At 70.8% G+C, this 13,399-nt stretch carries 6 protein-coding genes; 4 read left to right on the top strand and 2 right to left on the bottom strand.

Going from position 1 to position 13,399, the window contains the following annotated elements; translation table 11 throughout:
* Positions 1 to 172: 172 nt before the first annotated feature.
* From FE633_RS45760 to FE633_RS45750, 3 genes are all read left to right on the top strand, one after another.
* Positions 173 to 1,603 (top strand): serine hydroxymethyltransferase, encoded by a 1,431-nt coding sequence (locus FE633_RS45760; protein WP_138051071.1) that lies wholly within the window; start codon positions 173 to 175, stop codon positions 1,601 to 1,603.
* Entirely contained in the window at positions 1,600 to 7,797 is a 6,198-nt protein-coding gene (locus tag FE633_RS45755) for a non-ribosomal peptide synthetase (protein ID WP_138051070.1), read from the top strand. The genes FE633_RS45760 and FE633_RS45755 overlap by 4 nt, the downstream gene beginning before the upstream one ends.
* 186 nt (positions 7,798 to 7,983) lie before the next feature.
* Positions 7,984 to 9,324, top strand: a complete 1,341-nt coding sequence (locus FE633_RS45750) for a serine hydrolase domain-containing protein (RefSeq protein WP_138051069.1) — start codon at positions 7,984 to 7,986, stop codon at positions 9,322 to 9,324.
* A gap of 116 nt (positions 9,325 to 9,440) precedes the next feature.
* Here the strand turns inward: FE633_RS45750 and FE633_RS45745 are convergent, their stop codons facing one another.
* Positions 9,441 to 10,640, bottom strand: coding sequence for a cytochrome P450 (locus FE633_RS45745; protein ID WP_138051068.1), 1,200 nt, complete (start codon positions 10,638 to 10,640; stop codon positions 9,441 to 9,443).
* A 563-nt stretch (positions 10,641 to 11,203) separates the two neighbouring features.
* Here FE633_RS45745 and FE633_RS45740 point away from each other — a divergent pair.
* A complete protein-coding gene (locus tag FE633_RS45740; RefSeq protein WP_171060404.1) occupies positions 11,204 to 12,019 on the top strand; it encodes a class I SAM-dependent methyltransferase in 816 nt (271 codons plus the stop codon).
* 277 nt (positions 12,020 to 12,296) lie between these two features.
* Here the strand turns inward: FE633_RS45740 and FE633_RS45735 are convergent, their stop codons facing one another.
* Positions 12,297 to 13,172 (bottom strand): DUF4097 family beta strand repeat-containing protein, encoded by an 876-nt coding sequence (locus FE633_RS45735; protein ID WP_138051066.1) that lies wholly within the window; start codon positions 13,170 to 13,172, stop codon positions 12,297 to 12,299.
* Positions 13,173 to 13,399: the final 227 nt, after the last annotated feature.

The following is a 13,399-nucleotide window of genomic DNA, read 5'->3' as shown; positions in this document are numbered from 1 at the left end:
CATGAACACCGACATCGGCAACAGCGGCTACATCGCCGCCGCCTGGTGCACCGCCATCAGCCTCCTCGGCTACACCTGGGCCATGAAGCACTTCAACAAAGACCGCACCCACTAGAACCCACCCACCATTCCGTCCGTCGAGGCGCATCGAACGCGAGATGAGGTACAGGTGATGACACGTCAGTCAGTCGCCGCAGTAGCACGACCGACGCAGCAGGCCGGCCGTTCCTCGACGGGCGCGCAGGCTCAGCTGCTCCGGACCGGCATGGAGGTCCTGCACGAGGCCGACCCCGAACTCGCCGCGCTGCTGGACGCCGAGGTGAGTCAGCAGAACTCGATCCTCGCGATGATCGCGTCGGCGAGCATCGCGGACCCTTCCGTCCTCGCCGTCGGCGGAGCGGCGCTGTCGAACGTCACCGCCGAGGGCTACCCGGGAGCGCGCTACCACCCGGGGGCCCAGCAGTTCGACCACGTCGAGACCCTGGCAGTGGAGCGGGCCAAGCGGCTGTTCGGCGCGCGGTACGCCAATGTGCAGGCGCACTCCTGCTCCTCCGCCAACCTCGCGGTCCTCTCGGCGCTGATGCGCCCGGGCGACACGCTCCTCGGCCTCGACCTCGACGCGGGCGGCCATCTCACCCACGGCTCACGGGCGTCGGTGACCGGCCGCCACTACAACGCGGTGTCCTACGGCCTGGACGAGTCCGGCCGCATCGACTTCGCGCGCCTGGAGGACCTGGTCCTCGAGCACCGGCCCCGCGTGCTGATCGCCGGAGCCAGCGCCTATCCCCGTACGATCGACTTCGCCCGGTTCCGGGCCCTCGCGGACACCGTCGGGGCATATCTCCTCGCGGACATCTCCCACATAGCGGGCCTGGTGGCCACCGGCCGGCACCCGAGCCCGGTCGATGTCGCCCACATCACCACCACCAGTACGTACAAGCAACTGGCCGGTCCCCGGGGCGGTCTGATCCTCAGCGGGCGGGAGTTCGACACACCCGGCCCCGACGGCCGCACCCCGCTGTTCCGGCTGATGCAGCGCGCCGTGTTCCCGCAGTCGCAGGGCACGCCGAGCCCGGCCTCCATCGCCGCCAAAGCCCGCGCCTTCGCCGTGGCGGCCGAGCCGGCCTTCCAGGAGACGGCACGGCTGATCGTGCTCAACGCCCGGGCCCTGGCCGCGGAGCTCTCCTCCCTCGGGTACCGGGTACTCACCGGCGGCACCGACAACCACATGGTCCTGATCGACACCACCGGCCTCGGCCTGACCGGGGTGACCGCCGAGCGTGCTCTGGAGGATTGCGGGATCCTCGCGAACCGCAACCGCATCCCCGGCGACACCAAGCCGCCGCTGGTCACGAGCGGCCTGCGCCTGGGCACCAACATCCTCGCGCAGCGCGGAATGGGCCCCGAGCAGATGCGCGAGTGCGCCCACCTGCTGCACACCGTCCTCGCCGGCACCCGTCTGCTGTCCGACACCGAGTACCGGATCGACCCGGCCCTGGTCACCACGGTCCGTGAGGAAGTCCGGTGGCTGTGCGCCCGCCACCCCTTGTCCATCGACACCACCGCCGGTGCCCCGGTTTCCCTGATCGGAGTCGGAACATGATCACCGACCACCGCCCTGCCTCCGAAGCTCGCCGCGCCGCCATCTCCGAAGCCCGCCACGCCCCTGTCTCCGAAACCCACGCCCCTGCCGCTGAAACCCGCCGCGTCCCCGCGGCCGAAGCCCGCCACGACCCGGCCCCCGAGGTCTGGCCACCCGCGCTCGTACCGACGGACCAGCCACGCCGACCAGGCACCGCCGGCCGGTGCTCGGCCGTGGAGACCGTCGGCCTGGAGGCCAGGTCCGTCCGGGACAGCGTCCTGGCCGCCGCCTTCGCGGCGCTGCTCCACCGCTACACCGGCCAGGACCGGATCGCCCTGGCCGGCCCGGACGGCGAGGTCCGCTTCCAGGTCACCGGTGAGACGACACTGCGGGACCTGGCGGAGAGCGCCACCACCGCGGACACCACCGGCACCTGCCCCGTCGGCTTCACGGTCGGCGCGACTCCTTCCGAGGACGGGGCACCCTTCGAGCTCCAGCTGGTCGTCCACGGCGAGAAGGCGGAACTGCACTACGACGCCGAGCTGTTCGAGCACACCACGGCGCTCAGGCTGCTCGACCACTACCGCACGCTCCTCGTCGACGGACTGCGCCACCCCGACCGCACCGTTGACCGGCTGCGACTGCTGGGCGACGAGGAGCTGCACCGCACCCTCGTCGAGTGGAACCGGACCGAGACCGAACTGCCCAACCAGGGCTGCCTGCACGAGGCCTTCGAGGCCCGGGCGGACAGCGCGCCCGAGGCCGTCGCCGTGGTCCACGGCGCCGAGCGACTGACGTACCGTCAGGTCAACGCCGCGGCCAACCGTCTCGCCCATCACCTGCGGTCCCTGGGCGTGGGCCCGGACCTGCGGGTCGGCCTGTGCCTGGACCGCTCGGCCCAGCTGCTCGTGGCGGAGCTCGCCGTCCTCAAGGCGGGCGGCGCCTATGTGCCGCTCGACCCGGACTATCCCGCCCAGCGCATCGCCGCCATGGTCGCCGGCACCTCCTGCACGGTGATGATCAGTCGCGAGGAGCTGACCGGAAACCTGCCCGAGGGCGGCGAGCAGAGCCCGCCGCTGGTCCTGCTCGACCGGGACGCCGACGTCCTGGCCCGGCTGCCCGAGCACAACCCGGGCCGCGTCGCGGACCCCGACCACCTCTGCTACATCATCCACACCTCCGGCTCGACCGGCGCGCCCAAGCCGATCGCACTGCACCACCGCGGGGTCCTCAACAACATCGCGGACCTCAACTCCCGCTACGGCGTGGGCCCCGGGGACTCCGTGCTCGCGCTGTCGTCGCCCAGCTTCGACATGTCCGTGTACGAGTTCCTGGGCCTGACCATCGCCGGCGGCACCGTGGTCGTGCCCGACGCCGGGCGCACCAAGGACCCCGGGCACTGGGCCGAGTTGCTGGTCGCCGAGGACGTCACCGTCTGGAACTCCGCCCCGGCGCTGCTGAACCTGCTGACCGACCACCTTGAGCAGACCGGTGCCGAACCGCTGCCGCGACTGCGGCTGGCGCTGCTCGGCGGCGACTGGGTCCCGGTCACCCTGCCGGACCGGGTCCGAGCCGTCGCCCCCGACCTGCGGTTCGTCGTGATGGGCGGAGCCACCGAGTCCTCGATCCACTCGACGATCCACGAGGTGGACAAGGTCGACCCGGACTGGACGAGCATCCCGTACGGCCGTCCCATGGCCAACCAGCGCACGTACATCCTCGACGACGCCCTGCAGCCGGTGCCGCCGGGTGTGCCCGGCGAGCTGTACCTGGCGGGCACCGGTCTGGCCCGCGGCTATCTGGACCAGCCGGAGCGCACCGCCGAGCGGTTCCTCGACTGGTCGTACGGGGACGTGGTGCGAGGCGAGCGCCTGTACCGCACCGGCGACGCCGCCCGGTTCGGCCAGGACGGCCTGATCGAGCTGATCGGCCGCAAGGACTTCCAGGTCAAGATCCACGGCCTGCGCGTGGAGCTCGGCGAGATCGAGACCGTCCTGCGCTCCCACCCGGGCGTACGACAGAGCGTGGTCGTCGCCCGCTCCAACCGGCTCGTCGCCTATGTGGTGCCGGAGGAGTCGGGCGCCGAGGCCGCCGGGAGCGACGCCGTCGGCGGCACTGTCGACACCGCCGCGCTGCTGAGCCTGGCGGCCGACCGGCTGCCGGAGTACATGGTCCCGTCCGCGGTCGTCGCACTGGAGCGGCTCCCGCTCACGCCGAACGGCAAGCTGGACCGGCTGGGGCTGCCCGAGCCGGAGTTCACCACCGCCGCCTACCGGGCGCCCGGGTCGGCCGAGGAGAAGATTCTGGCCGCCGTGTACGCCGAGGTCCTGGGCGTGGAACGGGTCGGCGCCGACGACGACTTCCTGGCCGCCGGCGGCGACAGCATCCGCGCCATCCAGGTCGTCACCCGGGCCCGGGCCCGCGGCCTGGAGGTCACCCCGCGGCAGATCCTGCAGTGCCGTACGGTCGCCGCGCTCGCCCAGGCCGCGACTGGCGCCGATGCCGCGGCCGAGGCCGCCGCCTCCGCTCCGCTGGCCGATCCGGACTCCGCGGAGTTCCGGGCCTGGCAGCGGCGCTACCCCGGCCTCTCGGACGTATGGCCACTGACCTCGCTGCAGTCCGGGATCCTCTTCGAGTCGACGCTCAGCGACACCGGTTATGACGCGTACCAGATGCAGACCGTGTTCCACCTGTCCGGCGAGCTCGACCCCGCCCGGATGCGGGCGGCCGGCCAGGCCCTGCTCGACCGCTACGCCAATCTGCGCGTGGCCTTCGTCCCGGACGCCGACGACAACCTGGTGCAACTCGTGGTGGACGGAGTCGAGTTGCCCTGGCGGGAGGTCGACCTCGGCACGGTCCCCGAGGCCCGACGCGACGAGGCCTTCCGGCGCTTCCTCGCCGAGGACTACGCCACGCACTTCGACCGCACCACCCCGCCGCTGCTGCGACTGACCCTGGTGCGGTTCGGCCCGGCCCGGTACGAGCTGGTGCTCACGACCCATCACGTGCTCATCGACGGCTGGTCCGAGCCGATCCTGACGCAGGACCTGCTGCGCCTGTACGCCTCCGACGGGGACGCCTCCGGGCTTCCGGCGGTCCGCGAGTTCCGGGACTTCCTGGCCTGGCTGAACCGGCAGGACCGCGCCGGGACCGCCCGGGTCTGGGCCGAAGAGCTCGCCGGCGTCGACGAGCCGACGCTGCTGGCCCCGGCCGGCGCGCCACGCGCCGCCGCTGACCACACCGAGGCCCCCGGATCCGGGGACATCGGATCCGGCGACACCGGGTCCGGTGACACCGGATCCAGGGAGGTCCTGGCCAGGGAGATCGGCCTCACGCTGACCGAGGAGGAGTCCGGCCGTCTGTTCCGGCGCGCCTCGGAGCTGGGCGTCACGGTGAACACCCTGGTCCAGGGAGTCTGGGCGGTACTGCTCAGCGGGCTCACCGGGCGCGAGGACGTGGTGTTCGGCGCGACGGTCTCCGGCCGTCCGGCCTCGCTGCCGGGCGTGGAGTCCATGGTGGGGCTGTTCATCAATACCCTTCCGGTACGCGTCCGTTGCGCTCCCGGTGACACCGTCGCCGACCTGCTGACCGGTCTGCAGGGCCGGCAGTCCGTGCTCCTGGACCACCATCACCTCGGCCTGGCCGACATCCACCAGGAGACCGGCCTGGACGCCCTGTTCGACACCCTGGTGGCGTTCCAGTCGTACCCGACGGACCACGTCGGCATCGCTGAGGCGAGCGCCGCGGCGGGGATCGAGGTCACGGGGGTCGACGCCGAGGGCGCCGCCAACTACCCCCTGGCCCTGATCGTCGAGACCGACCCCGCCGTACGGCTGAGCCTCCAGTACCACCGCGACGTCTTCACGCACGACGCGGTCGACGACATCGCCGTACGACTGCACGAGGTGCTGCACCAGTTCCTCGCGGACCCCGCCCGGCGCGTCGGCACGGTCGACGTGCTGCTGCCCGACGAGCGACAGCTGATCACCGCCGGGCAGCCGGGCGCGGATGTGGCAGCGGCCGAGGAGCCACTGTCCGCCGAGCAGACACTGCCCGCTCTCGTCGAACGCCGGGCGACCACCACGCCGGACGCGGTCGCGGTGGTCTCCGAGGGCGTCTCGTTGAGCTACCGGGAGCTCAACACCTGGGCCAACCGGCTGGCGCACCAGCTGATCCGGCGCGGCGTCGGGCCCGAGTCCGTGGTCGCGCTCGCCGTGCCGCGCTCCGTGCAGCTGACGGTCGCGCTGCTGGGGACGCTGAAGTCCGGTGCCGCGTTCGTCCTGGGCGAGCCCGGCGACACACCGGTCCGGGTGGCCGAGGTCGTCAGGGGCCCCGAGCTCGACCAGCTCGGTACGCAGCCCTCGTACCCCGGGGACAACGCCAACCCCACCGACCGGGACCGCCGGGCACCCCTGGGCCCGAGGCACCTGGCGTGGCTGCGCCGCCCCTACCGGGGCGACGGCGGCCCGGCCGAGGTGGCGGTCGACCACCGCGCGCTGGTCGACGGAGCGTCGCGCTTCGTGTCCGCCGCGGGACTGGTCCCCGGGACGCGGATGCTGGCGGCCTCTCCGCACGACGACGCGATGCTGTTCGAGGTCGTCGCCGCGCTGTCCTGCGGCGCCTGCGTCAAGATCCCCACGGAGATCAACTCCTTCGGCCGGGACTGGGGTTGGACCGGAGACGTGATCAGCACGGTCGCCCCGTTCTACGCCGAGGTGCTCAACCGCTCCGCCGGCGCGATCTACGCGGGGACGGTCGTCCTCACCGGTGACGTGCTGCCCGGATCCCTGGTGCGGCGCATCCGCGAGGCGACACCGGGCGCGAGGGTGGTCGGCGTCTACGGGCCGGCCGAGACGTCCACCGCCACCGCGTTCACCGCCTCGGACGCGGCGGAGGCGGACGCGAGGGCGGAGGCAGCGGCGGAGAGCCGTCCGCTCGGCTCGCCGCTCGGCAATGTGCGGGCCCGTGTCCTGGACGCGGCGCTGCGCCCCGTACCGGCGGGCGTCCCGGGCGAGTTGTACATCGCCGGGGAGGTGGCGCGCGGCCACCGGGGCCGGTCCGGCCCGACCGCGGAGCGGTTCGTCACCGACCCGTACGGTCCGGACGGGGCCCGTATGTTCCGCACCGGGGACCTGGCCCGGTGGAACCGCGACGGCACGCTGGAGTACGTCGGTCCCGGCGGCCCGCAGGCGCGGGTGCGCGGCCGGCGGATCTCCACCGTCGATGTGACGGCCGCCCTGGCCGCACACCCCGGTGTGTCCCACGCCGCGGCGGTCGTCCGCGAGGGCGAGGGCACGGACGGCGAGGGCCTGCTCGTCGGGTACGTGGCGCCGTTGCGTACCGGCGCCGGTGTGGACGCCGAGGAGCTGCGCGAGTTCGTGGCGCGGCGCCTGCCGGACCATCTGGTACCGGCCACCGTGGTGCCGCTGGACGAGCTGCCGCTGGCGGCGGACGGGACCGTGGACCGTCACGCCCTTCCCGCGCCCGGGGCCGAACCGGCCGGCGGCGGTTACCGGAAGGGGCGGACGCCGCAGGAGGAAGCGCTGTGCGAACTGGTCGCGGACGTGCTCGGCGTCGACCGGGTCGGCATCGACGACGACTTCTTCACCCTCCGCTGCAATTCCCTCAAGGCCACCCGAATCATCGGCCGTATGCGCAGGACGCTCGGGCTCGAGGTCTCGATCCGAGTGCTTTTCCAACACCCGACCGTCGCGGAGCTCTCCGAGCATCTCAAACCCGCGACCACCAAGACCCGCCCCAGCCTGGGCAACGCGCTGAGGCTCGGGATCAAGCGGGACCCCGAGGGGCCCGCCGCACTGGCCCGGCAGATCCGCGACAACATGAAGGAGCAGGTACCCCAGATGCGAGAGAACGCCAAGGAGCAGGCCGCGCAGCTCAAGGAGCAGCTCACCACGGAGGCCCGCGAGAAGTGGGGCGGCGACGAGTTCCAGACCAAGGTGATGGAGGACGTCAACGAAAGGATCCGCAGCGGTGTCCAGCGGGGCTCGGGCGGCCCGAAGGGCGGCGGCAAGGACGCCAAGGAGTCGCAGAAGCTTCTGAAGCGGATGCTCGAGCGCTTCGACGAGGAGGTCCGGGACGCCACCCAGCACCGTGCCCTCAGCGATGAGCGGCTGGCCCAGCTCCAGGAGATCCTCGCCGCCACCGCCGACTCCGTGCGCGGTCTCCTGCGGGAGTTTCCGGAGAAGGCCGGCTGACCTCCCGGCGACAGCGGGAGCGCCCTCGGCGCCGCGTGTGAGCCACCAGGCTCCGCACGCGGCCCGGGGGCGCTCCGCTTTGGTCGACTGGCGCGTTCTGCCGGTTGATCCGAGACGGCCGCCGGATACGCTTTCTCACCGTTTTCCGCGTTCACTGCCAAGCTGTGGCCGACACTCGGAGGAGACATGAACAAAACCTCGCTCCAGCGCTTCATCACGTCAAAGGCGGACGAGTTCGGAATTCCCGGTTCCGCTGTCGCGGTCTTCTCCGGCGGAGAGGAGAGTTACGCATTCCACGGCACCACGAGTGCCGAGGACGCGCGCCCGCTCGACCACGACACGCTCTTCCACTTCGGGTCGATCACAAAGACGTACACCGCGACGGCGATCATGCGTCTCGTCGCCGACGGAAAGATAGATCTCGACGCGCCGGTGAGGCGTTACCTTCCGGACTTCCGGCTCTCGGACGAGGACGCGGCCGCCGCCGTCACCATGACGCATCTGCTCAACCACACCGGCGGGTGGAGCGACTATCTGAGTGAGAACCCGGAGGACAGTCTGGAGCGTCATGTCGCGGGGATGGCCGACATTCCCGTGACGACACCACCGGGTGAGCATGCCGCGTACAAGAACGCGGGTTTCACGATCGCCGGCTTAATCATGGAATCGCTGACGGGGATGAAGTACGACGCCGCGATGCGGTCGTTGGTCTTCGATCCGGTCGGACTGACGACGGCGACCTTCACGACGAGCGAACTGAAGGGACACGTGGCGCTGGGGCACGCCGCGCAGGCGGACGGATCGCTCGACGTCACCACCGACTGGGTGGCCGAGCGGTACGGGGATCCGTCCGGCGGCATCGTCTCGACGATCGGCGACCAGCTCCGCTGGGCACGCTTCCACCTGGGAGACGGCGAGGGCGTGCTGCCGCGCGACCTGCTGCTGCGGATGCAGCAGCCGACGACCGAGGTGCAGGGCAACTATTTCGGCGACGGCATCGGGATCAGCTGGTTCCTGCGCACGGTCGACGGCGTCCGCACCGTCGGCCACGGCGGTTCGATGTCGGGCCAGTACTCGTGGCTCCTGTTGGTGCCCGAGAAGGATTTCGCCCTGGTCACGGTGGCGACGGTCGGCCCGAACGGGATCCCGTACAACCAGGACGTCGTTCGCTGGGCACTCGAGACGTACCTCGGGGTCGTCGATCGCGACCCGGAGCCGCTGCCCTTCGACGGGGCGCGGGCGCGCGAACTCGTCGGCACGTACGAGACCTCGCAGGCGCGGGTGCTGATCAGCACGCCCGGGGAACGGCTGGTGATGGACTTCGAGGTCACCGAGGAGGCACTCGAAGTCATCGGCACGGCACCGGACTTCCCGCCGTCCGAGTTCGGACTGCTCGCCGACGCCGACGACCAGTACATCGTCACCGACGGGCCGCTGGCGGGCATGCGCGGCGTCTTCTCGCGCGACGCGTCGGGCGGCATCGAGACCATCAATCTCGCCGGGCGGTCCTACCGGCGCGTCACCTGACGCGCCCGTCGAGAAGTGCTCCTGCGACGGCATCTCCACCCCCGGCAGGCCCCCCGGCCGATCCGGTCTCAGGAGCACTTCTCACACGTACACACACCTACGCGAGCGGGGTCGGCTCAGTCGGTACGGACCCACAGACCGCCCGAGCGCACGCCGGTGAAGTCCGGTGAGTTGAAGAAGAGCGGCGGAATGTCGGGGTCGACCCGCAGCTTCGGGAAGCGGTCCATGAGGACGTTGAACACGATGCGGGTCTCCACCCGGACCATCTGTCCGCCGACGCAGTAGTGGGCGCCGCGGCCGAACCCGAGGTGGGCGTTGGGGCTGCGGGCGGCGTCGAAGGTCTCCGGGTCGGGGAACTGGCGCGGGTCCCGGTTGGCCGCCCCGAGGAACACCCTGATCAACTGGTCCTTGGGAATCTTCTTGCCGCCGAGCTCGACGTCGGCGACGGTGGCGCGATACGAGGCGGCGCCCGGGGTCAGATAGCGCATCGACTCCTCGAGCAGGCTCGGCACCAGCGAACGGTCCGCCTTGACCTTCGCCGCCTGGTCCGGGAACGACTCCAGGCACAGCATGGTGTTGCCGATCAGAAGTGGCGTGGCGAGGTGTCCGGCACCCAGGATGCCGATGATGAAGTTGATGATCTGGTCCCGGGTCATCGGGCCGCCATCGAGCTTCTTGACCTGGCTGAGCAGGCTGATCAGGTCGTCCCGCGGATTCTTCGAGCGCTCGTCGACGTGCCGGCCGAGCATCTCGCGCAGGGGCTGCAGGGGCTTGGTGAGTTTCTCGAAGTAGCCCTCACCGTCGCCCTGGTCGACCTGCGTCATCTGGGCCTGCTGGTCCATGTTCTGGTCCACCAGCTTGAACATCGTGCGGTCGTCGGCCGGAATGCCCAGCAGTTCGCTGAAGACGATCCCCGCCACGTGGTCGACGAAGTCGCTGAGGAGGTTGAAGCGGCCCAGATCGACCAGCTTGTCGGCGTACTCGTTGGAGAGTTCGAGGACCCGGGACTCGAGGTGGTCGATGAACCGCGGGCTGAAGGCGTGGCTGACCTGCTTGCGGATGTTCGCGTGCTCCGGCCCGGTCATCTGCGCCAGGTCGCCGTCGAAGTACTTCAGCGTCTCCTCGTCGAGGTCGAAGAGCCGCCCGGAGTCGGCCGAGTACGCCTCGTTGTTGCTGAGGGCCTCGTTCACCTCCGCATAGTCGTAGGCGTGCCAGCGGCCAAGTTCCTCGCACCACTCGACGGACTCTTTCGGCCGTTCCCCGCGCAACCAGAATTTGTCCGAGTCGAAACCCCACCGATCAGCGAAATCGGTCATCAGATCCCCTCCGTTGACGAGAGCACTGTGCGTGGCTGTCCTGTCGACAGGACATCGCCCGGCACTGACGCCGTAGTACTCATCGGCGTATTACTAAAGCCAGCCATTCTCGGCCGCGCAAGCCTCGATTCGCCGATTAATTCGGATTGTTGAGCGGCATGCGCGGCCGGAGATGGTAAAGGCCCTCGCCAAGGGCGTGTTCGGCTTGATCCACGGAAAACGGCGACGGGCTCTGCGTGACATCGGCACCTTGACTTGGACCCACGTGGCCACCACCATCTGTGCCTGGTGCGGGTTGTGCCGCTCCGGCATGCGCGCAGGCTTCCGACTTCCTGTTTTTTCTGCCGGTTTCCTTTACGCCCTCCGGTCGCTGAATAACCTTCCTCCTTGAGGCCTCCCCTGCCTATGGATCCAGCCCGGAGGAGAAGTCTGCCGCATGCCCCGACACACCTATGTGAAGGCGCCATTCCAGTAACGGGCCGGGAACCAGTGAGCTCCGCGCACGGTCACCGCTCAGGAATGCGTTCGGCGTTGCGATCAACCCTGATGAGGAGCGTGCGACAGTGACGGCTGAACTGACTGATCACGAAGTACCGGACCAGTCCGAGACCGGGGACGCGGCCGCCTCCCCGGACCAGGGGCCGCCCGCGTGGCTGGCCGCGCTGCGCGCGGAGCTCGACCCGCACAGCAAACGGCGGTTGGAGGCGCTCGAGCCCAAGCCGGACTGGCGCTGCCTGGAGATCGGCGCCGGCTCGGGGAGCATCGCGCGCTGGCTGGCCGGGCGCTGCCCGTCCGGCAAGGTGGTCGCCACCGACATCGAGCTCAGCTCGCTGGGCGAGGCGGGCGCCCCCAACCTGGAGATCGTCCGCCACGACGTCACGACCGACGACTTTCCCGAGGGCTCGTTCGACCTCATCTACGCCCGCTATGTCTTCAGCCACCTGCGCAGCCGCGAGAGCGACCTCGCCCGGGTGGCCTCCTGGCTGGCGCCGGGCGGCTGGCTGTTGCTGGAGGAGCCTGCCAAGTTCCCCATCGAATCCGCGCGGGACGCCGCCTACCGGGAGGTGAGCCTGGCCACCCTGGAGATCTACAAGGAGCAGGTGGGCACCGACCTCGACTGGCCGCGCTCCTTCCCCGCTCCCCTGGTGGAGCTCGGGCTCCAGGACATCGGCATGGACGGCTCCCTGTCGGTGGTCGGCGGCAACCGGGCGATGGGTCTCTTCTGGGGAGAGGCCATCAAGGGGTGGGGTCCCACCGTGGTGGCCGCGGGCAAGGCCACCGAGGAGCAGATCGAGCAGGCCGCCGGACGCATGTACCAGGACGACTTCTGGGATCTGGGCCTGGCCACCGCCGCGGCCTGGGGCCGACGCCCCGCCTGAGGACCGGTCGGCCGGCGCGCCGGGGGCTGTTGCCGCGGGTGCCGGAACGGCTCGCGCTCTTGTCATCCCCTCCCGCGAGCTGACTCGGCCCCGGCCGCAGCACCGTCACCTGCCCGTGCCGGGCCGACCGGGCAGGACGGGCCGGCTGCCCGGCCGACCACGCGACCGCTGCCCCCACCGCCAAGTGCGGTGGGGGCAGCGGTCGCTGCGCCGGGTGCGGCTGGTTGTGGCTGTGTGTCGGTGTGCCGGGGTGTGCGCTGGGTGTGGCTGCCGGCGGTCAGCCCACGTCGGGGTCGAGGGATGCGCGCCGCACGACGATGTCACCGATGATGGTGTGCGCGTGCACCCGGACGCTCTTCTCGGCCTCGCACGCCACCACCGCGCCGTCGAGCAGGTCGAGGGACCGGTACACGGTGCCGACATGCGCGTCGAGGTCGAGGACGGCGCCGATGCCCTGGGCGATGGCGATGTCCAGCATGCCGGACGCGGTTTCGAGCACCACCGGGCCCCGTACGGTCTCCTCGATGCGGATGTCGCCCTGCGCGGACCGGGCCTCGATCCCGGCGTGGGCGCGGCCGATGTCGAGGTCGCCGCTGTCCGCGTACACGCGTACATCGCCGGTCACCTCGCCGATGCGGGTGTTGCCCGTGGTCCTGTTGATCTCCGCCGCGCCGTCGATCTCCCGGATGCTCACGTCGCCGGACCCCGCGACGGCCTCGACGTCGCCCACCGCACGTTCCACGGTGACGTTGCCGAGGACCGAGGACAGGTACAACGGCCCCGTATGACCGAGCCGGATGTGACCGCAGCCGGTGGTGATGCTGCATTCCCCGAGGCGGCCCGCCGAGTGGAAGTCCGCGGCGAGGGCCGCCGCCCGCACCCGTGAGCCGCCCGGCACCTTGATGTCGACGATGACGGCTCCGCTCCCGGGCAGGCCCTGGGCTTTCGGGACGGACACCAGCAGCTCCCCGGCCGCGTACGAGACACGGGCCAGCGTGGCGGTGGCCACGTCGCACTGGTCGTTGTGGTCGCTCGGGCGCACGTCGACGACGGTCGTCCCGGCGCGGTCGGCGGCGGCGATCCGGACCTGACCGAGGTCGAGGCCGACGCCGGCGAGGATCGGTTCGGGTGTGTCGAAGTCGTATATCGGCATCTGACTGCCCTCAGGCGGATAGCAAGCAGCCCGTGGCCTCACTGGGAGGTGCCACGGGCTGTTGGGGTGGGTGGGAAGGAGGGGCTGGGGGTGGAGCTGAGGGTCTGTGGTTCTAGTGGGTGCGGTCTTTGTTGAAGTGCTTCATGGCCCAGGTGTAGCCGAGGAGGCTGATGGCGGTGCACCAGGCGGCGGCGATGTAGCCGCTGTTGCCGATGTCGGTGTTCATG

Source organism: Streptomyces montanus, assembly GCF_005786655.1.
Classification (GTDB): Bacteria; Actinomycetota; Actinomycetes; order Streptomycetales; family Streptomycetaceae; genus Streptomyces; species Streptomyces sporangiiformans.
Note: the sequence above shows the minus strand (reverse complement) of the source record. Positions and strands in the feature narration are given on the sequence as shown.